Raw genomic sequence first — 24235 nt, 5'->3', positions numbered from 1 at the left:
TACGGAGAACACCATGAAGCCGCCCGTCATCCTCTACAAAAAGCTCCCTGACGACCTGCTTGCCCGCCTCGAAAACCATTTTTCCGTCACCAGAGTCAGTGATTTAAGCCCGGAAACGGTAGTGCAAAACGCCGATGCCTTCGCCAATGCCGTCGGCATGCTTGGCTCCAGCGAGAAGGTCGACAAAGCCTTTCTTGAGCACACGCCGAAACTGCGCGCCTCCTCAACTATTTCCGTCGGCTATGACAATTTTGACGTGGACGCTTTGACCAGCCGCGGCATCGTGCTGATGCACACCCCGACCGTGCTGACCGAAACGGTAGCGGATACGATGATGACCCTGGTGCTGTCCACGGCCCGTCGCGCGGTGGAAGTAGCGGAACGAGTGAAAGCAGGGGAATGGCAGGGGAGCATCGGCCCGGACTGGTTTGGCATCGACGTACACCATAAAACGCTGGGGATTCTGGGCATGGGCCGCATCGGCCTGGCGTTGGCCCAGCGCGCGCACTTCGGCTTCAGCATGCCGGTTCTGTACAACGCCCGCCGCCATCACAAAGAAGCGGAAGAACGCTTCGACGCCCGCTACTGCGACCTCGATACCCTGCTGGCGGAGTCCGATTTCGTCTGCATCTCCCTGCCGCTGACCGAAGAAACGCATCACATGATTGGCGCGGCGCAGCTGGCAAAAATGAAGCCATCGGCAATTCTGATTAACGCAGGACGCGGCCCGGTCGTCGACGAGCAGGCTCTGATTCAGGCGCTGAAAGACGGCACGATTCATGCCGCAGGCCTGGACGTGTTCGAGCAGGAGCCGCTTCCGGCTAATTCTGAACTGCTGAAAATGGCAAACGTCGTCGCCCTGCCGCACATCGGCTCCGCAACGCACGAAACGCGCTACAACATGGCGGCCTGCGCGGTGGATAACCTGATTGCGGCGCTGACGGGGGAAGTGAAAGAGAACTGCGTGAACCCGCAGGTGCTGAAGTAATTTTTGCGGCGGATGGCGATTGCGCTTATCCGCCCTACGAATTTATCGACGCTTCGTAAGCACTACAGGTAACCGGCTCTGGTGAAGGATGCCAATAATCACGATCCCCGATTCGATTTTTTGGTAATAAAGCATGTGGCTCATATAGGGAAAGCTCTTCAAGCCAGTAAGCAGAAGCTCCGACTCGTCAGCGCCAATGTCAGGCATGTTCGCCAGATGCTGCATTGTAATACGCATGGCCGCCAGATATTCCCGCGTCACCAGCCCTCCAAACTGCTTCAGAGAAAATCCTTTTAGCTCGCGCAAATCCTGTAGCGCATCTTCCGTCAGCCTGTAGCTCGCCATTAAATATCCTTCATTAACTCATCGAATACAGCTTCACCGTCATGGAGATCCCCGGCTTCGAGCTGGGCTACGGAACGTGCCAGTTTTTCGCGCAGGTTCTGTAATTTGAGTTCTTCTAAGGCGTTATAGTCCGCAATCGACATGACAATAACGGAAGGTTTGCCATTTTTGGTGATGCTCACCGGCTCGCGCTGCGCTTTGGTGATCATTTCTCCGAACTGGGTTTTCGCCTGGTTGGCGGTAAAACTGATCATGGCTGAGCCCTCATATCGGTTGAATAGGTATAAATCGAACGATTTGCACCTATTTTAAACTAATCAAAGCGCGTGAGCGAATTTATCAGGGAAGAGTAAAGCAAGGCGGGACGTGCGAAAGAGAGAACCTCTGGAACCCGCTCGCAAAAAGAGAATTTATAGAAAAAATAAAGGGATGAACCCGTGCGGTTCATCCCTTCGATATTTCCTGGGGCTGGATCAGAAGTCGGTCTTTGAAAAACCTGTCATCTCTTCAAGATCCATTTCGCGGCCCAGCGCCGTCATCGGGTGAACGATAACCAGACCGCGCACGGCTTTTTTCAGCTTGCCCATGTCCGCCTGCTCTTTTTTGGTAATCGGGCGCTTGTACGGCATGGCCATCAGCTTCTGCGCTTCTTTGCTCAGCTTCTGGTTACGCACCGCCTGCAGACGCACGATTTCAATTTCCAGCTTCGCCTTCTCTTTTTCCATCTCGGCGTACTTTTCCGCATCGTTGATCAGATGCAGTTCCGGCATCTCGTGGCGGATCAGGTCCAGACGGTCGCTAAGGCGTTTAATTTCTGCTTTTTCGATTTCTTTCATTTTAATTAACCGTGAATAAGTTGCTTGCTGGCAAGGATACACCATTAGCGCTTTGAGGGCGAAAAGGGACTGGGAGGATTATTTCTTCTGGAAGGCTTTTTTTAAGCTGATCCTCGAGATCAGCTCGGTCAGGGAAAGTACCATGGTCGAGCGGACGATCTGCTGGTAGCGCTGGCGCTGCATGGCCTGCAGCTCGGGATCGTCGCCGTCGATGAACGTTGGTGCAGGGGGAAGCGCCGCAACGCAGTGCAGTTCGCCAAACGGGCCGAGTATTTCGTCGTCGGTGAAATGGTAGTCGTTGCCGTCGTGGTTCAGCTCTTCGCGCAGCGCCATCAGCAGCTCGCAGTCCTCGTACTCGGCGCGGTTCATCACTCCAAGCCCGTAGATAAGCTTCATACGCACAGAGAGTTCGCCCAGCGGGCCATCACCGTCCAGAAGCGGCTCGACAGCGTACTTCACCGCATAGTCGTCTTTACGGAATACCTGAAGCACCAGGATATTGACCGCCTCGGTGAGGAGCTCGACAGCGGCAATCAGCAGGCTTCTGACGGTTTTGCCGGCATTCAGACGCTCAAGCACTCGGTTTTCAAAGGCCTGTGTTTCTTCCATCGTTGCCTGCATCACTGAATTTTAGTGTTGGACGCGGCTGGCCGCGCCCGTTCTCCATTACGCCTTAGCGTTATAAGCTTTCACCGCCTGCGCCACTACGTCGCTGCCGGCATCCAGACCGGAGACCTGCGCAAGAGTCGCCTGCGGGCCTTTCTCGGCCAGCATCGCCACCAGCTCCTGGGCCTGCGGGTCCTCCTCGCTGCGGTAGTGCATGGCTGCCGCAATCCCTTCAATCAGGTTCGCGTGCGGCAGGCCGTATTCGAGCGTACCCAGCAGCGGTTTGATCAGACGGTCGCCCGCGCTTAATTTACGCAGCGGCTGACGGCCCACGCGCTCCACATCATCCTTCAGATACGGGTTTTCGAAACGGCCAAGGATTTTCTGGATATACGCGGCGTGCTTCCCGGCGTCGAAGCCGTAGCGCTCGATCAGCACCGCACCGCTTTCATCCATTGCCCCTTTCACGACGGCGCGGATTTTCTCATCCAGAATCGCATCGCGAATGGTCTGGTGACCGGCCAGCTGGCCGAGGTAGGCGGTTATAGCATGCCCGGTATTCAGCGTGAAGAGCTTACGCTCCACAAACGCCATAAGATTATCAGTAAGTTCCATGCCAGCAATGTCTGGCAGCTCACCTTTAAACTGGGTTTTATCGACAATCCACTCGCTGAAGGTTTCTACCGTGACTTCCAGCGGATCGTTGGTGGCGGAAGCGGACGGCGGCACGATGCGGTCAACGGCGGAATCCACGAAGCCGACGTGCTGCTCAACCCAGGCCTGGTCGTCAGCGGACAGGGCTTCCATGACGTGGGCTTTTAGCTGGGAGGTGCCGCGCACCATGTTTTCACAGGCGATGATATTCAGCGGCTTGTCGTTGCCGTTGGTACGGCGCAGCACCAGCCCTTTCGCCACGGCTGGCGCGATGCGCTCAAGCACCACGGGGCCCACGGCTGTTGTCACCAGATCAACTTCAGCGATCAGAGTGACGACGTCATCCCCGATGCTGCTTACTGCATTCACGTTGGAGACGGTATCGATCTGCTCGTTTTCGCCGACCACGTGGACCTGGTAGCCGTTGCGCGCGTTCAGCGCGTCCAGCACAACCTGGTTTACGTCAGCGAAAGTCAGCTGAATGCCCGCGTCCGCCAGCAGTTTGCCGATAAAGCCGCGTCCGATGTTACCTGCGCCAAAATGTAATGCTTTCATGTGCTTCACCTTCTTAAATTTGCATCACCCGAGAGGGCTGGGGTGAAAGGCCATTGTTTAACGACCCTCACCCGAGCCCTCTCCCGTACGGGAGAGGGAATAACTGGAGGATGGCACTTCGCTTATCCACCCTACGCAGGGCCGGTAAGCGGGAGTGCCAGCCTCGGGGGCAAGCCCTTACTTCTTACCGGCCAGCAGGTCGAGGACTTCCTGCACGCTGGTGGTGTGCGCCAGCCGCTCAATCACCGACTCATCATCCAGCGCGTTAGTCAGGCTGGTGATCACCTGGATGTGTTCGTTGTTGCGCGCGGCGATACCTATAACCAGACGGGCAATGTCGTCAGGCTCTTCGCCGAAGTGAACACCCGCAGGGTACTGGCAGAACACAACGCCGGTTTTCAGCACGCGGTCTTTCGCTTCAACTGTGCCGTGCGGAACCGCGATGCCTTCACCCAGGTAAGTCGGTGTCAGTTTTTCACGTTCAAACATCGCATCCACATACTCTGGCTGGACGTAGCCGCCGTTCACCAGCTGCTCACCGGCAAAGCGAATGGCTTCTTCTTTGCTGGAGGCGGTCAGGCCGAGGAACACGTTGCCAGCGCCCAGGCGGAACAGCCCTTCTTCGCTTGGCACGAAACTGTCTTCCAGGCTGCTCATCACCTTCACTTCTTTCTCGCTCAGATTATGGGATGCCACCAGACGTTCGGTCAGGTTGGCGTAAAGGCTGCTGTCCAGGAAGTTGGTCAGGGAGATATGCTGCGCCTGCGGCACCTGGCGCATGGCACGCTCGGTCAGGTCGCGGTGCGTAATCACCAGGTCCACGTCGTCCGGCAGACTGTTGATGGCACAGTTGGTCACGGAGATGTTTTTCAGGCCCGCGTCATTCACTTTCTTACGCAGCACGCCTGCCCCCATTGCACTTGAGCCCATACCGGCATCACAGGCAACGATGATTTTACGGACGTGGCTCAGGTCGTTGGACAGGCCAGCCCCTACCGCCAGCGGCGCTGCGCCACCTTTGGATTCTGCTTTCATTTCAGCCATACGGCGAGCCGCGGCTTCGATATCGTCTTCTTCTTTCACTTTGCTGGTTTTCAGCAGGATGGCAGAGACGATGAAGGAAACGATAGTTGCCGCAACGATCGCTGCGATGTTAGCGAAGTACGCGCCTTTTGGGGTCATCGCCAGCACCGCCAGGATAGAACCCGGAGAGGCCGGAGAAACCAGACCACCGTTCAGCAGGGTCAGGGTGAACACGCCGGTCATACCGCCGAGAATAACGGCCAGGATCAGACGTGGATTCATCAGCACGTAAGGGAAGTAAATTTCGTGGATACCGCCCAGGAAGTGGATGATTGCCGCGCCGCCCGCAGACTGCTTAGCGTTACCGCGCCCGAAGAACATGTACGCCAGCAGCACGCCCATACCCGGACCCGGGTTGGCTTCAATCAGGAAGAAGATTGATTTGCCCAGCTCGTGGGACTGCTGAATACCCAGCGGCGAGAAAATACCGTGGTTAATCGCGTTGTTCAGGAAGAGAATTTTCGCCGGTTCTACGAAGATAGAAGCCAGCGGCAGCATGTCATGGACAACCATGAAGTTAACGCCCGCGGCCAGCACTTTGGAAAGCACTTCAACCGCAGGGCCGATACCCATGAACGCCAGAATCGCCAGGATCATCCCGATGATGCCGGCGGAGAAGTTGTTCACCAGCATTTCAAAGCCGGATTTGATCTTGCCGTCGACCCAGGCGTCGAAGTGTTTGATCGCCCAGCCACCCAGAGGACCGGCAATCATCGCGCCGAGGAACATGGGCATGTCCGCACCGACGATAACGCCCATGGTAGTGATAGCACCGACCACGCCGCCGCGGTCACCGCCGATTAAGCGACCACCGGTATACCCGATAAGCAGCGGCAGCAGATAGGTGATCATTGGGCCTACCAGCTTCGCCAGCGTCTCGCTTGGCAGCCAGCCGGTAGGAATGAATAACGCTGTGATAATACCCCAGGCAATAAACGCGCCGATATTCGGCATCACCATGTTGCTGAGGAAACGACCAAAGCTTTGCACCTTGATCTTGATATCGGATGACATACGCACACCCCTTGTTGTGTTTACGCGCTGGGAGCAGCCCGAGGTTTATTGTTTAGTTAACGTGGCGGCGTAAGCCAGCCAGATGCTCTTAGTGAGGCGAATCTGGCACTGAATCGTTAAGCTGTCCAGAGCACGGGAATTTGTGTGATACAGATCACCAATAAGCGGGGTAACGTGGGCATAGGTTAGTGATATTCATCACATAACATCGGTGTAAAAATAATACAGTGATAATTTTTTAACCGCTTGCGGGGTATATTTGTGATTCAAATCACATTTTGTCTTTGCGTGTTTGTTATTTTTTTGTGATTTACATCACAAATTATTTTAACCGAATTTTTCCGAGTGTGATCCAGCACAGACTCTGTCGTGGCGATAGTTTCATCTTGTAACTTTCTTACAGCGAAGCATATGCCCTGCGGGCCTCTGTGGATTACATCGAATCGCCGTTGCCCGTAATCTGATCCATACTTACCCAACGCTTATAAAAAATGGACGATGTAATGAAACTGATCGGCAATTACACCAGCCCGTACGTGCGGAAAATTTCCGTGATCCTGCTGGAAAAGGGCATTACCTTCGAGTTTGTGAATGACAATCCGTGGGTCGAGGACAGCCACACCCCGCGTTACAACCCGCTGGGGAAGGTCCCGGCGCTGGTGACCGCCGATGGCGAATACTGGTTCGATTCACCGGTCATTGCGGAGTACCTCGAGCTTCTGGATATCGCTCCGGCGCTGATCCCTCGTGAACCCATAGAGGCCCTGAAAATGCGCCAGCTGGAAGCGCTTGCCGACGGCATTATGGACGCAGCCCTGCTTTCCGTGCGCGAACAGCAGCGCCCTCCCGCCCAGCAGTCCGAAACCGAACTGCTGCGCCAGCGGGAAAAAATCAGCCGTGGCCTGGACATGCTGGAAGCTCACGCCGGTGACAAAACCCTGACGGCTGAACCCCTCACCGTTGCCAGCATCGCCGTTGCCTGCGCGGTGGGCTACCTGAATTTCCGCCGCGTTTCGCCCGGCTGGTGCGTAAACCGCCCGCATCTGGTGAAGCTGGTCGAAGAGCTGTTCAGCCGCGAAAGTTTTGCCCGCACCGAACCGCCAACGGCATGATCTCCCTCTATGACAGGGGGAGATTTCTCCCTGTAAACTAACGCCTCTTTTCTCAACGCAACGGCTTGCCCATGACTTCCCAACGCTCCCTGTACAGCCAGCTTCCGGCAACAGACCGCCTGCTGCGCGACGCCTCTTTCAGCACGCTGCTTGAAGAGTTCGGCCATACCCGCGTGGTCAGCACGCTGCGCGACATGCTTGATGATGCCCGCGAGCATATCCGGTTGCAGGAGACGCTGCCCGGCTGGAACGCTGACTGGGCAACGGCGGCGAAGGCAAAGCTTGAGGCGAGCCAGCGCAGCGCCCTGCTGCCGGTGTTTAACCTGACGGGTACCGTGCTGCACACCAACCTGGGCCGCGCCCTGCAGGCCGAAGCCGCCGTAGAGGCCGTCACCCAGGTTATGCGATCCCCCATTACGCTTGAATACGATCTGGACGGCGCGTCCCGCGGCCACCGCGACCGGGCGCTGGCGGATTTGCTCTGCGAGCTGACCGGCGCGGAAGATGCCTGCATCGTCAATAACAACGCGGCGGCGGTGCTGCTGATGCTGGCGGCCTGCGCGGACGGCGGTGAAGTGGTTGTCTCGCGCGGGGAGCTGGTTGAGATTGGCGGCGCGTTCCGCATTCCCGACGTGATGCGCCAGGCGGGCTGCCAGCTAGTGGAAGTCGGCACCACTAACCGCACCCATCCGAAAGACTATCGCCAGGCCGCAGCCAGCGGCAGCGTGGCGCTATTGATGAAGGTCCATACCAGCAATTACCAAATTGAAGGCTTCACCAAAGCGGTGAGCGAGGCCGAGCTGGCGGAGCTTGGGCACGAGCTGGATATTCCGGTGGTGACGGATCTGGGCAGCGGCTCGCTGGTGGATCTCAGCCAGTGGGGGCTGCCGCCGGAGCCGATGCCAAAACAGCTCATCGAGGCGGGCGTCAGTCTGGTGAGCTTCTCCGGAGATAAGCTGCTCGGCGGCCCGCAGGCGGGGATTATCGTCGGCAAAAAAGAGATGATAGCCCGCATTCAGCAGCATCCGCTCAAACGCGCCCTGCGCGCGGATAAAATGACGCTGGCGGCGCTCGAAGCCACTCTGCGTCTATACCAGCACCCGGAAACGCTGGTCGAGAGGCTGCCAACCTTGCGCCTGCTGACCCGCAGCGCCGCAGACATTAGCGAACAGGGCGGGCGTCTGGCCCCGGCGCTGCAGACACGCTTTAGCGATCGGTTCGTCGTGCGCGTCGAGCCGTGTTTATCCCAGATTGGCAGCGGCTCGCTCCCCGTCGACAGGCTGCCCAGCGCGGCAATAACCTTCACGCCGAAAGACGGGCGCGGCACCACGCTTGGCGGACTGACGCAGCATCTGCGCACCCGGCCTAAGCCGGTGATTGGCCGCATCAGCGATGGTCGCCTGTGGCTGGATTTACGCTGCCTGGAAGACGAAGCCAGCCTTATGGAGATGCTGACCCAATGATTATCGCCACCGCCGGACACGTCGACCACGGCAAAACCACCCTGTTACAGGCCCTGACCGGCATTAACGCCGACCGCCTGCCGGAAGAGAAAAAGCGCGGCATGACCATCGACCTCGGCTATGCCTACTGGCCGCAGCCGGACGGCCGGATAATCGGCTTTATCGACGTGCCGGGACACGAAAAATTCCTCGCTAATATGCTGGCGGGCATCGGCGGCATCGACCACGCGCTGCTGGTTGTCGCCTGCGACGACGGGGTGATGGCGCAAACTCGCGAGCATCTGGCCATTCTTCAGCTGACCGGCAGGCCGACAATGACGGTTGCGTTGACCAAAGCCGACCGCGTGAGCGAATCGCGCGTTGAAGAGGTGCGGGAAGAGATCAAAACCCTGCTGGGCGAGGTAGCCGTATTTGTGACGGCGGCAGCCAGCGGCCAGGGCATAGAAGCGCTGCGCGAGCATATTCAGCAGCTTGCCGAACGCCCGCACCCGACAGCCCATCGCTTCCGGCTGGCGATTGACCGTGCCTTTACGGTGAAGGGCGCAGGCCTGGTCGTGACGGGAACGGCGCTGAGCGGCGAAGTTAAAATTGGTGATTCGCTGTGGCTGACCGGCGCGGAGAAACCCATGCGCGTCCGTGGCCTGCATGCGCAGAACCAGGCAACAGAACACGCCTTCGCCGGGCAGCGCATCGCACTGAACATTGCGGGCGATGCGGAAAAAGCAGCTATCAGCCGTGGCGACTGGCTGCTGGCGGAAAAGCCGTTGCAGCCTGCTGAGCGAGTCATCGTCCAGCTGCAAACCCTTGCCCCGCTCACCCAGTGGCAGCCGCTGCATATCCACCACGCCGCAAGCCACGTTACCGGCCGCGTGTCGCTGCTGGAAGGGGATCTAGCGGAAATCGTGCTGGACGTGCCGCTGTGGCTGGCGGACAACGACCGGCTTGTCCTGCGAGATATTAGCGCCCGCACCACGCTTGCCGGGGCGCGCACTCTTCTGCTGCATGCGCCACGCCGGGGTAAGCGCCAGCCCGCGTATCTTGAGTGGCTGCACCAGCTTGAGCAAGCGGAAGATGACCAGCAGGCGCTGGAAATAGCATTGCAGCGCGGAGCCGTCTCTGTGAGCACCTTCGCCTGGGCGCGCCAGCTCACCGCCAGCGGCATTAAGGCGCTGCTGGACGGCAAAAACCACATTCAGGCCGCAGACAGCCTGCTCAGCAACGAGGTCGCCGCCCGCTGGCAGCAAAAGCTGCTCGCTACGCTTGCGCACTACCATCAACAGCACGACGACCAGCCGGGCCCGGGCCGCGAACGCCTGCGCCGCATGGCCTTACCCGGCGAAGACGAGCCGCTGGTGCTGGTGCTGGCGATTATTGAGAAAATGCGTCGTGAAGGAGCTATTGTCAGCCGTCAGGGCTGGCTGCATCTGCCGGACCACAATCCGGGCTTTTCAGCGGAGCAGCAGGCGCTGTGGGAGCAAATCGACGCCCTGTTTGGCGATGAGCCGTGGTGGGTTCGCGACCTGGCCGCGCAGACAAAGCAGGATGAGCAGACGATCCGCCAGCTCATGCGCTTTGCGGCGCAGTTGGGCCTGGTGACGGCGATCTTAAAAGATCGGTACTACCGCAACGATCGGATCCAGGCATTTTCCAGGCTGATCCGCGAAATGGATCAAACCCAGGGCACAACCAGCGCCGCCGATTTCCGCGACCAGTTAGGCATCGGCCGCAAACTGGCGGTGCAAATCCTCGAGTATTTCGACCGGATTGGCTTTACGCGCCGCCGCGGGAACGACCATTTGCTGCGGGATCGTGCATTATTTGAGTAATGAACCGGTGGATGGCGCTAACGCTTATCCACCCTACACGTTACGTAGAAAAGTAGAGTAGAAACGTAGGTCGGATAAGCGCAGCGCCATCCGACAAAAGCTCGTCACTTTTGCCGCGCCAGCCACACCGCGCCCAGCATCCCAGCCTTGTTGCCAAGCTTGCACGGGCGAATCGGTACTTTCAGGACATCCCAGAACTTAAAGCCTTCCAGGTGACGCTCCAGCATCGGATAGAGCATCTGCTGCGTGCTCACACCGCCGCCCAGTAAAATCGCCTGCGGATCGAAGAGCGACACCACGCTGTAAATCCCGCGCGCCAGATACTTCACCCAGTTATCAATCACGCCCTGAATGTGCAAATCCGTCTCGGCGCGGGCAAAAATATCCTGACCGTGGATTTTCTCGTCCGCCGGGATATTCATCTCCCTGCGGCAGGCATCCATCAGCCCTTTGGCCGAGGCCAGCTGGTGCATATCCTCACCGTACTGCCCCACCGGCAGCACGCCAAACTCTCCGGCCCGGTAGTGAGAGCCGCGCATCAGCTCGCGGTTGACGATAATCCCGCCGCCAATGCCGGTACCGATGGTAATGCACACCATTGAGTCATATTCATTCCCCGATCCGAGCCACATCTCGCCCAGCGCTGCGCAGTTGGCGTCATTCTCAATCGTCAGCGGCAAATCGGTCAGCTCGCCGAAAATCTCCAGCAGGTTGCAGCCGTCGAGGAAGGTTAACGCTCCGGCCTTGGGGACGCTGCCGGTATGGGGGTTGATGTAGCCGGGAAAACTGATGGCGATACCGGCAATTTCATTATGTTGCCGATATCCCGCCACCACGCTCTGCCAGGCCTCCAGAAACGGCTGGAGTTCGTTGTGGGTATCGTATGACTCGGTGATCAGCGCCTCCCCCTCTTCGGTAAATAAGCCATGTTTTACATGGGTACCGCCTACGTCGAAACTGATAAACAGGCGCATGAACAATCCTTTTGCGAAACGGTAAAAAGGTAATCTTAAAGTATGTATCAAATCATTCAGGTTGCTGGTCGAATCCTCCGAATCACGGAAATTTTTATCCGTGAGCCGTGTCGTAAAGCCTTCAAACAGTGGCGAAGAAAGCACCGCCGCCGTCTACCCTTGAAGGAGTAACCACCACAGGAGACAACCATGACCAACAATCCTCCCGATACCCGAGTCATCCCCGGCGAGTATGGCTTTCCGCTTAAGTTAAAACCGCGTTACGACAACTTTATCGGCGGCCAGTGGGTCGCTCCGGTGGGGGGCGAATATTATGAAAATCTCACCCCGGTCACCGGCCAGCCGCTGTGCGAAATCGCCAGCTCCGGTAAAGGCGATATCGACCTCGCGCTGGACGCTGCCCACGAAGCGAAAGCGGGCTGGGGCGCTATGTCGGTTCAGGAACGCGCCAATATCCTGCTGAAAATCGCCGACCGCATGGAACAGAACATCGATCTGCTCGCCGCCGCCGAAACCTGGGATAACGGCAAGCCAATTCGCGAAACGACAGCCGCCGACGTGCCGCTCGCCGTGGACCATTTCCGCTATTTTGCCTCCTGTATTCGCGCACAAGAGGGCGGGATCAGCGAAGTTGACTGCGATACCGTGGCGTATCACTTCCATGAGCCGCTGGGCGTCGTCGCGCAGATCATCCCGTGGAACTTCCCGCTGCTGATGGCGAGCTGGAAAATGGCCCCAGCGCTGGCAGCAGGTAACTGCGTCGTGCTCAAACCGGCACGTCTTACCCCGCTTTCCGTGCTGCTGCTGATGGAGCTGGTGGGCGATCTGCTGCCGCCGGGCGTCATCAACGTGGTGAACGGTGCGGGGGGGGAAATCGGTGAATATCTGGCAACGTCTAAACGCATCGCTAAAGTGGCCTTTACCGGTTCCACCGAAGTCGGCCAGCAAATCATGCAGTACGCGACCCAGAATATTATTCCAGTGACGCTGGAGCTGGGCGGAAAATCTCCGAACATCTTCTTCGAAGATGTCATGAACGAGGAAGATGCTTTCTTCGACAAGGCGCTGGAGGGCTTCGCGCTGTTTGCCTTCAACCAGGGTGAAGTCTGCACCTGCCCGAGCCGTGCGCTGGTGCAGGAATCCATCTACGAACGTTTTATGGAGCGCGCAATTCGACGCGTGGAGTCCATCCGTAGCGGCAACCCGCTGGATGCCCGCACGCAGATGGGCGCACAGGTTTCCCAGGGCCAGATGGAAACCATCCTCAACTATATCGATATCGGTAAGAAAGAGGGGGCGGATGTTCTGACGGGTGGGCGTCGCAAAGCGCTGGAGGGCGACCTGAAAGCAGGCTATTACCTGGAGCCGACCATCCTGTTTGGGAAAAACAACATGCGGGTCTTCCAGGAGGAGATCTTTGGGCCAGTGCTCGCCGTCACCACGTTCAAAACGATGGAGGAAGCGCTGGAGCTGGCGAACGATACGGAATATGGCCTGGGTGCGGGCGTCTGGAGCCGCAACGGCAACGTGGCCTATAAGATGGGACGCGGCATACAGGCAGGGCGAGTCTGGACAAATTGTTATCATGCCTACCCGGCCCACGCTGCGTTCGGCGGTTATAAGCAATCAGGCATCGGCCGTGAAACCCACAAAATGATGCTGGAGCACTATCAGCAAACGAAGTGCCTGCTGGTGAGCTACTCCGATAAGCCGCTTGGGCTGTTTTGACAGGAAAAGAGTGGATACCGTTAGCGCTTATCTACCCTACAGCCCTTGCTCTGCCATGCCTGAACCACAAAAACAAAAAAGCCCGATGTAGGCACATCGGGCAACGGACAATAATAACGCTATTTTTTTAATGCTACATCAACGAACCCTGGCGAAAGCAAATGAGGCAGTATTTGCTTTTACTGCTGGCCGGAGATCTCTACCACTACGCGGCGATCTGGTGCCAGGCAGGTGACGAGCTGGGAGTGTGGCATGTTGTCGTCACAGTTGTTGCCAGTAACGGGTTCACTTTCACCACGGCCTTCTACAGAAACGTTTTGAGCTGGCATACCTGCTGCAATCAGCGCGTCAGCTACGGCCTGAGCACGTTCTGTAGACAGCTGCTGGTTGTAAGTTTCTGAACCGATACGGTCAGTGTAGCCAATAACAGTGGTGCTGTTGTTTTTAGCAGCTTGCATATCCGGGCTGTTGTACAGCTGGGTAATAGCAGCCTGGCCTTCCGGAGACAGCGTGGCTGAGTTATAGCCGAACAGCACGTCAGACTTCATGTTGAATGTCTTCACTTCTGGCACCACAGCTGCTGCAGCTACAACCGGTACGATATCATCGTGCTGGCCGAAACGGTAGACGAGGCCTGCGGATACGGAACTAACGTCTGCGCTTGCGCCGATCTGGTTGGAGTTACCTACGTTAGCAACCCATTGGTATTCCAGACGACCAGCCCAGTCTTTGTTGAATGCATATTCGGTACCTACGGCGGCCAGTGGGCGCACGCCAGTTTCCATTTTACTGCGACCAGCGGTGTTAGTTTCAGCGCGGTAGCCCATTGCACCGCCACGCAGGTACAGATCCCATGCGTCGGTCAGCGCATAGCTGCCTTTCAGGGAAAGCTGCAGGCCCTGGGTTTCAAGCTTGGAGCCAGGCACACCGTTATTGCCATGAATGTCCATGTTGCCTAAGTAGTCGTAACCACCTTCAACCGCTAACCAATCGGTGATCTGATAGCCACCGAACACGCCGCCGCTGACATTGTCTTTATCGAAATCAAAGTCGGTTGCTCTGCCAGACTGATCGTTAAAGTTTTCACCGCTTACGTCGAAGTAATGGGACCAGCCTACTTTCGCGCCGCCATACCAGGTGTTAGCGTCCGCTGCTGCAAAAGCGTTAGAAGCTGCGAATGCGTTTACCACAAGTAATGCTACAAGAGTCTTTTTCATGTTATTCCCTGAATTTTTCACATTTTGAAGCGGTGCTTCAGAACTTATCCACCAAAGTATTGTCGATAAATAATATTGTGAATACTTCAGGAAAAGAAACATTAATCAATTTATTTTTAAACAGTCTGCCATTGACATTCACCCTGGCTGCAAGGGATTAGAATGTTTCCGGAAGTTCATGTACATGAATTAAATATCCACCTCTTTTTGTTTCGATATATTTAGCTTCCTTGAGAGAGAACACCATATTTAATACGCTGCTGCGCGACAGGTGAGTTCTGTCCTGAATGTATTCGAGAATAGAGGTGCGCATTCTTGTTTCTTCAGGAAGCTTAATCATTTCCATGAGGTGGTTACGTATAACAGAATAGGTTCGCTGTTGCACAACCAACGCATCACGATAAAGCAGATACGTGGTGAAGTAGGCCATCATAATGGCAACATCCTGCCACAGGTTTTTCTCAGTGATTATTTGCATCGCCTCCTGCGCATCCACTCGAAATATTTTGGATTCAGTTTCTACGCGCAGGTGCTGCCATTGAAGCGGCTGCAAGCCTTCACCAATGCCGAAAATATGGGGATCGTAGGCGGTGCCAATGACCAGGCCATCCTCCAGTCGCAGCACGGATATTTCACCCTCCAGAAACAGATAAAACTGCGGCTGTCCTTTGTAATCCCAGTGCAGACGCTTACGGGGAGGGACGTTAAGCTCGGTGCTAATCGGCAGCAGGACGTTGATCAAGCGAGCAATCGAATCATCTGGTCGAACAGGTACAGAAACAGTCACGGGCATTCCTCAAAATTTTAGTTACATTTTCTGGTAATTATAGACGAAAAGAGCAAAAGGTGGTCGTTTGCGTATTATTACAAAGCATCCCACCTGTGGAAAGTTTATTTATACACTACTTAGAGGTAGCGCAACGACTTTTGAATAATTATTGTACATTCTCACGGATTACAGGGATCTTTCTTTATGATTTTAAACTACCTTGCGCTGGGTCTGCTGTGCTTTGGCGGACTGGTAATTTTCTACGGTATTATTGTGATTCATGATATTCCCTACGAAATTGCTGTAAAACGCAATCATCCGCATCAGGACGCTATTCACGCCGCGGGTTGGGTTAGTCTGCTAACACTGCATGTGTTATGGCCGTTCATATGGATATGGGCGATGTTATATAGAGAAGATCGCGGCTGGGGATTCAATAAAAAAGAGAGCGATGAGCTTGCACAACTGCACACCCGACTCGCTTTACTGGAAAGACAACTGGCATCAAAAGAAGAAAAGAACGCCTCTCCATCTCCCAATAAAAGATATATATAATCGTGGAAACATTAATTTTATTGCTCTACGCAACAATCTGCATTGTGATATTCAAAGTATTCAGCATCCCTCTGAATAAATGGTCAATACCTACGGCAATTCTCGGCGGCATTCTGTTGCTCAGCGCATTAATATTGACCATGAATTACAACCATCCTTATACCGAACGAGCGCAAATGATTACGGTGACGGTTCCTATCATTCCCGAAGTGCAGGGGCGAGTAATAAAAGTCACACAAAATAGCAATAAGCTTCTGAAAAAAGGCGATTTTCTCTTTAAAATCGATCCCACTGTTTACCAGTCAAGGGTCAACGTTATTAAGGCCGAAATTGAGAGCGCGGAGCAGAACGTTAAAAAACTCGAGGCTCAGCTTACCTCCCAGAATGCCGACATCCAGCAGTATAAAGCGAATCGCGATCTGGCGTTAAAAGATGCTAATCGCTATCGTGACGGTAGCCGTAACAAATTGATGAGCCCATTTACTGACCAGGAAGTGGTCACTGCGCAGCAACACTATCTTTCAGCTGAGGCACAATGGCGCTCTGCACAAGCAAAACGTGATCAAACGGCTGCACAGCTTGATGCGATGGTGAATGGCGAAAACGCCAGCGTTTACAGATTAAAATCTAGCTTGAAAGAGGCGATGTACAATCTGGACAAAACAGTTGTTCGCGCACCTGAAGACGGTTACGTAACGCAGGTTCTTTTGAAACCAGGCATGTTTTTACGTACCCTGCCGCTGCGCCCTGCGATGGTCTTCGTTCCTAAGCAAAGTGGCGATATCTATGCTGCATTCAGGCAAAACTCTGCCTTGCGCCTGAGGGCGGGTGAAAAAGCAGAGGTTGTGTTCGACGGTCTACCGGGCCAGGTCTTTAGCGGTACTGTGAAACAAATTCTGCCGGTAGTGGCCAACAGTAGCTATCAGGCTCAGGGAAATCTGCAGGGCATAAACCAGAATGCAACACTGGATGGTGTCTATGCAGACATTGTTCTCGACCCGAATATGGATATCGAAAAGCTACCTTCCGGGAGCATGGCTCAGGCTGCGGTATACAGCGAGCACTTCGAAGGGCTATCTATTCTGCGCAAAATCCTGCTACGCATGACAAGCTGGACGCATTATCTGTATCTCGATCACTGATAATAATGGCTCTCTGCGCGCAGAGAGCCATTTTTAACTTACTCGCCGCTCACCCTAATCCGCCTCTCCCTTTCCCCACTGTTCGCCCTGCTAAATAGCGGAATAAAGATTAGTTTCTGCGGCCCAGCGCTGACCAGCCACTTGACGTAGCAGACCGGCTTAGGCAACGTCAGCGACGTTTGATGTATTGATAGCCCTTAGGCACCTTCCGCATCAAGCAGGTAACTCTGCGCCATAAATAATAATTCTATCGCACAGAGATTGGGGAACCGGCATTCCCCTGGGAAACCAGCTCAGCTTACTTCTTATTCAGCATCGCCTTTAAATCGGCAAAAGGATTATAGGTCGCTTCGCCAACGTCCTTCTGGGCATCTTCCCCCGCCACGACTCTTGAACCGTACTGGTCGGCTTCAGTGTATTTCGAGTGTTCGTGATCGTGGCAGTACAGGCACAGCAACTCCCAGTTGCTGCCGTCTTCCGGGTTGTTGGTGTGGTCGTGGTCCATATGATGGACGGTCAGCTCGCGCAGGTTAGAGTAAACAAACTCGCGGGAGCAGCGCCCGCAGACCCACGGGAAGAGCTTTAGCGCCTTTTCGCGGTAGCCGCTTTCGAGGCGCGTATAGTTTTTAGGGATAATGGCCATGTCAGCACGTGTCCTGGAATAAAAGTTAGAGTATCTCCCGCCAGTGTCCGGCTAAATGCCCTCTTTATCAATCCCCAGACGCTTCATACGGGAAAGAAGCGTGGTGCGTTTCAGACCTAAACGCTGCGCCGCACCGCGCGGACCAGCGACAACGCCGTTGGTTTCTTTCAGCACGCGCAGAATGCGCTGCGCCTCATCTTCACCTTCGCGCACTTCAGCGCTCGCCGCCAGCGGCACGGTTTTCTCTCCCGGCGGACGGTAATCCATTTCCGGCAAGGTCAGGTGCAGCACGTTGCCCTGCGTCAGCAGCACGGCGCGTTCAATGACGTTTTCCAGCTCGCGCACGTTGCCCGGCCAGTCCATACGGGAGAGCGCGCGCAGCGTTTCGGCAGAGATGCTGTCGATACTGCGGTTCATGCGGTGGGCAATTTTAAAGGTGAACGACTTCACCAGTAGCGGGATATCTTCCGGGCGCTCCCGCAGCGGTGGCAAGGTAATCGGGAAAACGTTCAGGCGATAATAGAGGTCGCTGCGAAACTCGCGGTCCGCCACCATCTCTTTAAGATTGCGGTTGGTGGCGGCAATCAGCCTGACGTCCACCTGCTGGATTTTGTTGCTGCCCAACCGCTCAAACTCCTGCTCCTGCAAAACGCGCAGCAGCTTAGGCTGCAGCTCCAGCGGCATATCGCCCACTTCGTCGAGGAACAGCGAGCTTTTGTCCGCCAGCTCAAAGCGCCCTATACGCTGGGTGTTGGCCCCGGTAAACGCGCCGCGTTCGTGGCCGAAGAGATCGCTTTCCAGCAGCCCGGCGGGCATCGCCGCGCAGTTAATTTTCACCATTCGGCGGCTGTTACGGTCGCTCAGGTTATGAATGGCTCGGGCTATCAGCTCTTTACCCGTGCCGGTTTCCCCGAGGATCAGCACCGTACTGTCGCTTCTTGCGACCATCTCCACCTGCTTGAGCACGTTCGACATCACTTCGCTGCGACCGATTATCTCGCCGAAGTCGCTGGCGACATTGTTGATCTGCTCGGTGAGATACAGGTTCTCGTCTACCAGGTTCTCTTTTAAACGGTTAATCTCCTGGTAGGCCAGCGCGTTATCCACCGCGATGGCTATACGCTCCGCAATCTGGCACAGCAGCTTAAGGTTCGCTGGGGTGAACACCCCAGCCTCGCACTGTGCCAGCTTGAGCACGCCCAGCATGTTATTGCCGAACTTCAGCGGCAGCAGGCACAGCGTCTGGATCTGGTTGCCCCACATCTCGAACAGCATGCGTTCAAAGGGGGCCAGCTGGTCGCCCTGATGCAAGTTAAGCAGCAGCATTTCGCCGCTTTTAAACACCCTTTCGGTGAGCGTACCGGTTTCCGCGACGTCGCTCTGGTCGTGGATCGGTGACTGCTCGTCCACGTAATGCGTGGAGTGAATCGTTAGGCGGTCTTTGCGATTGCCGCGCAGCACGATGCTGATCGAATCGATCGAGAAGTGATAGTGGATCTCCCTGGCAATTTCGCCGATCAGTTCGTCGAGATCTAACTTGGAAAGCACAGCGTTGGTCACCGCCACCAGAATGCGGAAGTCGTCGCGCTCCCGACACAGCAGGTTGTAATCCTGATTGGAGTTCAGGCGAGTCTGGATTTGCTCCGCCACCAGGCCGACGATTTGCGCCAGGGTATGCAGGCGCTCCAGTTCTTTGTCCGTCCAACTGACGTCGCCGTTGCGGGTAAACTCGCAGCCGCCAAAGATTCTGCCTTCCGCCGCCAACGGCAACAGACAGTAGCGGCCAAACGGTGCGTACAGATCAAGCGCCATCACCTGCGGCCAGGTCTCGCTAAACTCTTCCTGATTGCAGATCAGCGCTTCCGGGCGCGACAGCACCCGCCGCACCGGGCCGTTCGCCAGCACCATTTCATCTTCGTAGTGCAGCCCCTGGCCGTGCTTGTCCATGCCATAAAACCCCACGCGCTGATGAATCGGGTGGTAAAGCAGCACGTTCGCCCTGTCGGCAAGCGCCCCTTGTTTGACCAGCTGCGTCAGACAGTAAGCAAGTGCCGGGAGATCGGGCTGTTGCAGCAGGGAGCGCGTGATGTCGAATAACCCTTGCTGACCGAGATCGCTCATCGGTGTATATGGCATCTTTGTTTATCCAGAAAATGATGGCTGAAAGACGTTCGTAGGGCGGAGAAGCCTGCGTCATCCACCAAAATTAACGGCCTTGTGGATGACGCCTACGCTTATCCATCCTACAACTGCCGCGTTCACTGCGGTATTTGTATTATAAATATCGTTTAAAGATACTGGTTTGCGTCAACAAATACGTGGAAGCGGCTCGGAATGCGGCAGGTCGAGCGTGCGCTTCACGCCGTACAAGCCCGCAACGCGAATGCCTTTACGTTCAACCGCTTCACCAATCACCGCTGCATTTTGCCCCAGCGGATTCGCCTGTAAAGCGGCCAGAACGCTTTCTGCGGCGTGCCTCGCAACCGCGATAACAAGCTTGCCTTCATTAGCAAAATTCAACGCATCCAGGCCCAACAGTTCGCAAACGCCGCGCACCGCTGGGTTCATCGGCAGCTGACTCTCGGTAATCTCCATCCCACAGCCGCTGGACGCGGCAAATTCGTGCACAACGGCGTTCACACCGCCGCGCGTCGCGTCGCGTAAAGCTTTAATACCCGGGATGTTCACCAGCGGCGCAATCAGCGGAGTCAACACCGCGCAGTCGCTTTCGAGATCGCCTTCCAGCCCTAACGATTCGCGCAGATTAAGGATAGTTGCTCCGTGGTCGCCCAGCGTTCCGCTGACGATCAGCACGTCCCCGGCGCTAATCTGCTGAGCGCCCCAGCTCAGACCAGCAGGAATAGCCCCGATGCCAGCAGTATTGATAAAAATTTTATCCGCCGCGCCGCGCTGTACCACTTTCGTGTCGCCTGTGACGACAGCGACACCCGCCGCTTTTGCCGTTATGGCCATGCTTCCAACGACGCGTTTGAGCGTTTCTACCGGCAGCCCTTCCTCAAGGATAAATCCGCAGGAAAGCCAGCGCGGCGTGGCGCCGCTGACCGCCACATCATTCGCCGTGCCGCAAATAGCAATTTTGCCGATATCTCCGCCGGGGAAGAACAGCGGATCGATAACGTAGCTGTCGGTGGAAAACGCCAGCCGGTCGCCGCTGTCGGTGAGCTCGGAAAGCGGCAGCCGGGCCTGGTCCTCCTGCTCCGCCAGCCACGGATTGTCAAACGCACGTATAAAGAGATCGGCGATGAGCTTTTGCATGGCCAGCCCGCCGCTGCCGTGGGTTAATTCTATGGTTTTCATAACTTTTGCCTTTGTCGGATGACGCTTTGCTTATCCGACCTACGATTAGTGTTCATATTAGATGGGCTACGCGCGATACTGATACCACGCGGCGCAGGCCCCTTCGGTGGAGACCATCAGCGCGCCAAAGGCATTTTGCGGATTGCAGGCTTCGCCGAACATCGGGCATTGATGAGGCTTGCAGCGCCCGGTCAGCACGTCGCCGCAGCGCGCTCGCGGGTCGTCATAAACCTGCTGTGGCGCGGGTTTGAAATGCTTCTCTGCGTCAAACTGCCGATACCCTTCCGTAAGCCGCACGCCGGATTCGCTAATCGTTCCCAGCCCGCGCCATTCGGCGTCACCCTGCACGGCAAAGACTTCCGCTAATACCTTCTGGGCAAGCTTATTCCCCTCGTCAGGCACCACCCGCTTGTACTGGTTGGCAACGCAACTGCGCTTTGCGATTTTCTGCTCCACCAGCATCACCACGCCCTGCAATAAATCCAGCGGTTCAAAGCCCGCCACCACCAGCGGACGCTGATACCGCGTGGCGATAAAATCGTAGGCTTCAGTGCCAATCACCATGCTGACGTGGCCCGGCGCCAGAAACGCGTCGATGCCGTTATCCGGCTGTTCGAGCAGGCTGCGCAGGGTCGGGATCAGGGTGATGTGCTGGCAGAAGAAGTAAAAATTGTCAATGCCCTGCGCCTTCGCCTGCAACAGCAGGATCGCCGTGGCGGGCATGGTGGTTTCAAACCCCAGGCCGAAGAACACGACTTTGCGATCGGGATTTGCCTTCGCCAGCCCGAGCGCATCCAGCGGCGAGTAGACCACCCGTACATCCGCCCCGCGCGCTTTGGCCTGCATCAGCGAACCGTTTTTACCCGGCACGCGCATCGCATCGCCAAAGGTGCAGAAAATCACCTCTTTATGGCTGGCGATTTCAATGCAGGTGTCGATGCAGCCCATCGGCAGCACGCAGACCGGGCAGCCGGGGCCGTGGATAAATTCGATATTTTCCGGCAGCAGCCGATCCAGCCCGAACTTAAAGATGGCGTGGGTGTGGCCGCCACAGACTTCCATAATGTGCAGCGGTCGCTCGGCGGTGTGATCCAGCAGCGGAGCGCGCTCGCGCAGCACGTCAATCAGCTGCATCACCTTTTCCGGCGCGCGGTATTCATCGACAAAACGCATCAACCGCGCTCCTCGCCAAACAGCAGGCCGCCCACGTCCGGCTCAACTTCATACATGTTTTGCAGCGCATCCAGCGTGTCTCGGGCCTCGGCCTCGTCGATAATGCTCATCGCAAAGCCAACGTGGACCAGCACCCACTGGCCGATCTGCGCGTCGCCCACCAGCATCAGGTTCACGTCGCGCCTGACGCCGCAGACGTCCACTTTTGCGCTGCCGTCGGGCAGGCGCTCAACAATCTGGCCGGGAATGCCTATGCACATCGCTGCGCCTCCAGCCAGTCCAGCCACGGCTGCATGCCTTCACCGCTGGTCGCCGAAACCAGCATGATCTCTATGTTCGGGTTTACCTGCCGGGCGTAATCGAGGCACTTCTCGACGTCGAATTGTAAGTACGGCAGCAGGTCGATTTTGTTAAGCAGCAACAGCGAGGCGGCCGCAAACATATGCGGATATTTCAGCGGCTTGTCTTCACCTTCGGTTACCGAAAGCACGGCGACTTTGTGACGCTCGCCAAGATCGAAGCTCGCCGGGCAGACCAGATTGCCGACGTTCTCGATAAACAGGATGCCGCCGCGCTCGAGGGGCAGACGCTGCATGGCATCGCGGATCATTAGCGCGTCAAGATGGCAGCCCTTGCCGGTGTTCACCTGGATGGCGGGCGTGCCGGTAGCGCGAATGCGGGCCGCGTCGTTCACAGTTTGCTGATCGCCTTCAATGACTGCGCACGGCACGTTGCCATGCAGGCGTTTTAAAGTTTCGGTCAGCAAAGTAGTTTTGCCGGAGCCGGGGCTTGAGACCAGGTTCAGCACCAGCTGCTGTTGTTTCGCAAACTGCTCGCGGTTATAGACGGCGAGCCGGTTGTTTTTATCCAGCACGTTGAGCTCAATTTCCAGCATGCGGCGCTGGGTCATGCCCGGCGCGTGGGTGCCAGCGGCCCCGTATCCATAGTGCAAATCGCCCTGTTCATCGGCGGTGGGCGCGAACTTCACGCCGGTAATTTGCATGGCCGGACGGGATGCTGGCGCGAACGGCGCGCTGCGAAATCCGGAATGCGGATTGCGTTCATCGCCTTCTACATAGAGGTTGCCTTCGGCGCAACCGCAGGTGCTACACATGGTTTGTCTCCTCAACTTCCAGACGCTTGATCTGCACGCCGTCATCCGCCACTACGCGTAGGTTGCTGCCAGCGCATATCGGGCAGCGCCGCACCAGCGAGGACAAAAGCTGAACGTGCTGCCAGCAGTCATGGCACCAGCATTCGGCTTCCTGCTGGTGAATATGCAGCTCGCAGCCTTCGGCGACCGTTTCGCGGGCCACCAGCTCAAAGCAGAACTCCAGCGCGCTTTGCTCCACGCAGGAGAAAGCACCCACTTCCAGCCAGACGCCGGTGACGCGGGTAACGCCGTGCTGCCGAGCCTGGGCTTCAATGAGTTCTATTGCGCGCTGGCAGAGGGTGATTTCGTGCATGTTGCCTCCGGGGTATCTGGCGGAGGTAATGCAAGGAGGATGCCAACACGAGTAGCCGGTTAGTCGTAGGACGGATAAGCAAAGCGCCATCCGCCGCATTTCACGGGTTGATGGCGCTTTGCTTATCTGTGCCGGGTTCGCTGACGGCGCAGATGGCAAAGATGACGAAATGACATGTCACCGTCGCTTGCATCAACACGATTACACTTTAAAAACATATAGTTATAAAGATGGCATGAAATATGCTCTGTAAGGGGAACAGTAAAAACAGAGTGACTTAAAAAATGAACATTTGGGAACTGAGCGAGAAAGCCGAATACATCGCCGACAGGCACCAGCGCCTGCTTGCGCAGTGGCAGCACTACGGAAACACCCTGATTCAGGGCATCACCCTCTCTAAAGCTAAGCTGCATCACGCCGTGGGCTGCAACCCGGACGACGACGTACGCTTCTTCCTGTTTGACCACTTCGTCATTCACATCCGGCTTGCCGAAGGCTTCAACAGCCACACCATTGAGTACAACATCGAGAAGCGTGACGGCAGCGACAAGATCCTGATTGCAGAGGCCATTCTCGACGACGATGGCCGCGTGGACGGCAGCATCAGCAACCGCAACCGTGAGCTGGTGCTGGAGCATTATCTGGAAAAAATCCGTCCGGTTTACGACAGCCTGTACCGCGCCGTGCATGACGACGCGCCGCTGTCGCTGCTGCCGCTCCAGCAAAAGTCGCTGGCGTGATCTCTGTTGAGTGTCGAAATACTGTCGA

At 56.3% G+C, this 24235-nt stretch carries 24 protein-coding genes; 8 read left to right on the top strand and 16 right to left on the bottom strand.

Going from position 1 to position 24235, the window contains the following annotated elements:
• Positions 1 to 13: 13 nt before the first annotated feature.
• Positions 14 to 988, top strand: a complete 975-nt coding sequence (ghrB, locus tag ACA108_00690; GenBank protein XEX96098.1) for a glyoxylate/hydroxypyruvate reductase GhrB — start codon at positions 14 to 16, stop codon at positions 986 to 988.
• 42 nt (positions 989 to 1030) lie between these two features.
• On the opposite strand, the gene ACA108_00685 is transcribed toward ghrB, so the two are convergent.
• From ACA108_00685 to ACA108_00660, 6 genes are all read right to left on the bottom strand, one after another.
• On the bottom strand, positions 1031 to 1333 hold the full coding sequence (locus ACA108_00685) for a type II toxin-antitoxin system RelE/ParE family toxin (GenBank protein ID XEX96097.1): 303 nt from the start codon (positions 1331 to 1333) through the stop codon (positions 1031 to 1033).
• Positions 1333 to 1587: a type II toxin-antitoxin system Phd/YefM family antitoxin gene (locus tag ACA108_00680; GenBank protein ID XEX96096.1), complete on the bottom strand. Its 255-nt coding sequence runs from the start codon at positions 1585 to 1587 to the stop codon at positions 1333 to 1335. The genes ACA108_00685 and ACA108_00680 overlap by 1 nt, the downstream gene beginning before the upstream one ends.
• A 219-nt stretch (positions 1588 to 1806) precedes the next feature.
• On the bottom strand, positions 1807 to 2169 hold the full coding sequence (locus ACA108_00675; protein XEX96095.1) for a YibL family ribosome-associated protein: 363 nt from the start codon (positions 2167 to 2169) through the stop codon (positions 1807 to 1809).
• 78 nt (positions 2170 to 2247) lie between these two features.
• Positions 2248 to 2790, bottom strand: coding sequence for a mannitol operon repressor MtlR (mtlR, locus tag ACA108_00670; GenBank protein ID XEX96094.1), 543 nt, complete (start codon positions 2788 to 2790; stop codon positions 2248 to 2250).
• 45 nt (positions 2791 to 2835) lie between these two features.
• The gene (gene mtlD, locus ACA108_00665; protein XEX96093.1) at positions 2836 to 3984 is read right to left on the bottom strand and encodes a mannitol-1-phosphate 5-dehydrogenase; all 1149 of its coding nucleotides are present in this window, start codon (positions 3982 to 3984) and stop codon (positions 2836 to 2838) included.
• 177 nt (positions 3985 to 4161) lie between these two features.
• Positions 4162 to 6081, bottom strand: a complete 1920-nt coding sequence (locus ACA108_00660) for a PTS mannitol transporter subunit IICBA (GenBank protein ID XEX96092.1) — start codon at positions 6079 to 6081, stop codon at positions 4162 to 4164.
• Positions 6082 to 6584: 503 nt separating this feature from the next.
• Here ACA108_00660 and ACA108_00655 point away from each other — a divergent pair.
• The 3 genes from ACA108_00655 to selB all read left to right on the top strand — a co-directional run bounded on the left by ACA108_00655 (position 6585) and on the right by selB (position 10482).
• On the top strand, positions 6585 to 7193 hold the full coding sequence (locus ACA108_00655; GenBank protein XEX96091.1) for a glutathione S-transferase: 609 nt from the start codon (positions 6585 to 6587) through the stop codon (positions 7191 to 7193).
• Positions 7194 to 7264: 71 nt separating this feature from the next.
• Positions 7265 to 8656 (top strand): L-seryl-tRNA(Sec) selenium transferase, encoded by a 1392-nt coding sequence (gene selA / locus ACA108_00650; GenBank protein XEX96090.1) that lies wholly within the window; start codon positions 7265 to 7267, stop codon positions 8654 to 8656.
• Positions 8653 to 10482, top strand: coding sequence for a selenocysteine-specific translation elongation factor (gene selB, locus ACA108_00645; GenBank protein ID XEX96089.1), 1830 nt, complete (start codon positions 8653 to 8655; stop codon positions 10480 to 10482). The genes selA and selB overlap by 4 nt, the downstream gene beginning before the upstream one ends.
• Before the next feature lie 104 nt (positions 10483 to 10586).
• On the opposite strand, the gene ACA108_00640 is transcribed toward selB, so the two are convergent.
• The gene (locus tag ACA108_00640; protein XEX96088.1) at positions 10587 to 11456 is read right to left on the bottom strand and encodes an ROK family protein; all 870 of its coding nucleotides are present in this window, start codon (positions 11454 to 11456) and stop codon (positions 10587 to 10589) included.
• Positions 11457 to 11645: 189 nt separating this feature from the next.
• Here ACA108_00640 and ACA108_00635 point away from each other — a divergent pair, with 189 nt between their 5' ends.
• Positions 11646 to 13184, top strand: coding sequence for an aldehyde dehydrogenase family protein (locus ACA108_00635; GenBank protein XEX96087.1), 1539 nt, complete (start codon positions 11646 to 11648; stop codon positions 13182 to 13184).
• Between the two features lie 179 nt (positions 13185 to 13363).
• On the opposite strand, the gene ompA is transcribed toward ACA108_00635, so the two are convergent.
• Both ompA and ACA108_00625 read right to left on the bottom strand, forming a co-directional pair.
• A complete protein-coding gene (gene ompA / locus ACA108_00630) occupies positions 13364 to 14401 on the bottom strand; it encodes a porin OmpA (protein ID XEX96086.1) in 1038 nt (345 codons plus the stop codon).
• A gap of 157 nt (positions 14402 to 14558) precedes the next feature.
• A complete protein-coding gene (locus tag ACA108_00625; protein ID XEX96085.1) occupies positions 14559 to 15188 on the bottom strand; it encodes a helix-turn-helix domain-containing protein in 630 nt (209 codons plus the stop codon).
• Between the two features lie 186 nt (positions 15189 to 15374).
• Here ACA108_00625 and ACA108_00620 point away from each other — a divergent pair, with 186 nt between their 5' ends.
• Together ACA108_00620 and ACA108_00615 are read left to right on the top strand one after the other, a co-directional pair.
• Complete coding sequence (locus ACA108_00620; protein XEX96084.1) at positions 15375 to 15725, top strand: DUF3302 domain-containing protein; 351 nt, start codon at positions 15375 to 15377, stop codon at positions 15723 to 15725.
• A 2-nt stretch (positions 15726 to 15727) separates the two neighbouring features.
• Positions 15728 to 16867, top strand: coding sequence for an HlyD family secretion protein (locus ACA108_00615; protein ID XEX96083.1), 1140 nt, complete (start codon positions 15728 to 15730; stop codon positions 16865 to 16867).
• 298 nt (positions 16868 to 17165) lie between these two features.
• Here the strand turns inward: ACA108_00615 and yajD are convergent, their stop codons facing one another.
• From yajD to hypA, 7 genes are all read right to left on the bottom strand, one after another.
• On the bottom strand, positions 17166 to 17510 hold the full coding sequence (yajD, locus tag ACA108_00610; protein ID XEX96082.1) for an HNH nuclease YajD: 345 nt from the start codon (positions 17508 to 17510) through the stop codon (positions 17166 to 17168).
• Between the two features lie 51 nt (positions 17511 to 17561).
• Positions 17562 to 19646: a formate hydrogenlyase transcriptional activator FlhA gene (flhA, locus tag ACA108_00605; GenBank protein XEX96081.1), complete on the bottom strand. Its 2085-nt coding sequence runs from the start codon at positions 19644 to 19646 to the stop codon at positions 17562 to 17564.
• Between the two features lie 171 nt (positions 19647 to 19817).
• Positions 19818 to 20828 carry a hydrogenase expression/formation protein HypE gene (gene hypE / locus ACA108_00600; protein XEX96080.1) on the bottom strand — a complete coding sequence of 337 codons (1011 nt, stop codon included), beginning with the start codon at positions 20826 to 20828 and terminating at the stop codon, positions 19818 to 19820.
• Positions 20829 to 20894: 66 nt separating this feature from the next.
• A complete protein-coding gene (gene hypD, locus ACA108_00595; protein XEX96079.1) occupies positions 20895 to 22001 on the bottom strand; it encodes a hydrogenase formation protein HypD in 1107 nt (368 codons plus the stop codon).
• Positions 22001 to 22261 carry a HypC/HybG/HupF family hydrogenase formation chaperone gene (locus ACA108_00590; GenBank protein XEX96078.1) on the bottom strand — a complete coding sequence of 87 codons (261 nt, stop codon included), beginning with the start codon at positions 22259 to 22261 and terminating at the stop codon, positions 22001 to 22003. The genes hypD and ACA108_00590 overlap by 1 nt, the downstream gene beginning before the upstream one ends.
• Positions 22252 to 23115 carry a hydrogenase nickel incorporation protein HypB gene (gene hypB / locus ACA108_00585; GenBank protein ID XEX96077.1) on the bottom strand — a complete coding sequence of 288 codons (864 nt, stop codon included), beginning with the start codon at positions 23113 to 23115 and terminating at the stop codon, positions 22252 to 22254. The genes ACA108_00590 and hypB overlap by 10 nt, the downstream gene beginning before the upstream one ends.
• Complete coding sequence (gene hypA / locus ACA108_00580; GenBank protein XEX96076.1) at positions 23108 to 23467, bottom strand: hydrogenase maturation nickel metallochaperone HypA; 360 nt, start codon at positions 23465 to 23467, stop codon at positions 23108 to 23110. Before hypA ends, hypB begins: the two co-directional genes overlap by 8 nt.
• Before the next feature lie 284 nt (positions 23468 to 23751).
• Between hypA and hycA the strand changes: the two genes are divergently transcribed.
• Positions 23752 to 24207: a formate hydrogenlyase regulator HycA gene (gene hycA / locus ACA108_00575; GenBank protein ID XEX96075.1), complete on the top strand. Its 456-nt coding sequence runs from the start codon at positions 23752 to 23754 to the stop codon at positions 24205 to 24207.
• Positions 24208 to 24235: the final 28 nt, after the last annotated feature.

The organism is Dryocola sp. LX212 (genome assembly GCA_041504365.1).
Classification (GTDB): Bacteria; Pseudomonadota; Gammaproteobacteria; order Enterobacterales; family Enterobacteriaceae; genus Dryocola.
This window is presented reverse-complemented; position numbering and strand designations above follow the sequence as displayed.

Coding starts and splice junctions, on each gene's coding strand:
- ghrB (XEX96098.1), top strand. CDS start 14: ATGAAGCCGCCCGTCATCCTCTACAAAAAGCTCCCTGACGACCTGCTT.
- ACA108_00685 (XEX96097.1), bottom strand. CDS start 1,333: ATGGCGAGCTACAGGCTGACGGAAGATGCGCTACAGGATTTGCGCGAG.
- ACA108_00680 (XEX96096.1), bottom strand. CDS start 1,587: ATGATCAGTTTTACCGCCAACCAGGCGAAAACCCAGTTCGGAGAAATG.
- ACA108_00675 (XEX96095.1), bottom strand. CDS start 2,169: ATGAAAGAAATCGAAAAAGCAGAAATTAAACGCCTTAGCGACCGTCTG.
- mtlR (XEX96094.1), bottom strand. CDS start 2,790: ATGCAGGCAACGATGGAAGAAACACAGGCCTTTGAAAACCGAGTGCTT.
- mtlD (XEX96093.1), bottom strand. CDS start 3,984: ATGAAAGCATTACATTTTGGCGCAGGTAACATCGGACGCGGCTTTATC.
- ACA108_00660 (XEX96092.1), bottom strand. CDS start 6,081: ATGTCATCCGATATCAAGATCAAGGTGCAAAGCTTTGGTCGTTTCCTC.
- ACA108_00655 (XEX96091.1), top strand. CDS start 6,585: ATGAAACTGATCGGCAATTACACCAGCCCGTACGTGCGGAAAATTTCC.
- selA (XEX96090.1), top strand. CDS start 7,265: ATGACTTCCCAACGCTCCCTGTACAGCCAGCTTCCGGCAACAGACCGC.
- selB (XEX96089.1), top strand. CDS start 8,653: ATGATTATCGCCACCGCCGGACACGTCGACCACGGCAAAACCACCCTG.
- ACA108_00640 (XEX96088.1), bottom strand. CDS start 11,456: ATGCGCCTGTTTATCAGTTTCGACGTAGGCGGTACCCATGTAAAACAT.
- ACA108_00635 (XEX96087.1), top strand. CDS start 11,646: ATGACCAACAATCCTCCCGATACCCGAGTCATCCCCGGCGAGTATGGC.
- ompA (XEX96086.1), bottom strand. CDS start 14,401: ATGAAAAAGACTCTTGTAGCATTACTTGTGGTAAACGCATTCGCAGCT.
- ACA108_00620 (XEX96084.1), top strand. CDS start 15,375: ATGATTTTAAACTACCTTGCGCTGGGTCTGCTGTGCTTTGGCGGACTG.
- yajD (XEX96082.1), bottom strand. CDS start 17,510: ATGGCCATTATCCCTAAAAACTATACGCGCCTCGAAAGCGGCTACCGC.
- flhA (XEX96081.1), bottom strand. CDS start 19,646: ATGCCATATACACCGATGAGCGATCTCGGTCAGCAAGGGTTATTCGAC.
- hypE (XEX96080.1), bottom strand. CDS start 20,828: ATGAAAACCATAGAATTAACCCACGGCAGCGGCGGGCTGGCCATGCAA.
- hypD (XEX96079.1), bottom strand. CDS start 22,001: ATGCGTTTTGTCGATGAATACCGCGCGCCGGAAAAGGTGATGCAGCTG.
- ACA108_00590 (XEX96078.1), bottom strand. CDS start 22,261: ATGTGCATAGGCATTCCCGGCCAGATTGTTGAGCGCCTGCCCGACGGC.
- hypB (XEX96077.1), bottom strand. CDS start 23,115: ATGTGTAGCACCTGCGGTTGCGCCGAAGGCAACCTCTATGTAGAAGGC.
- hypA (XEX96076.1), bottom strand. CDS start 23,467: ATGCACGAAATCACCCTCTGCCAGCGCGCAATAGAACTCATTGAAGCC.
- hycA (XEX96075.1), top strand. CDS start 23,752: ATGAACATTTGGGAACTGAGCGAGAAAGCCGAATACATCGCCGACAGG.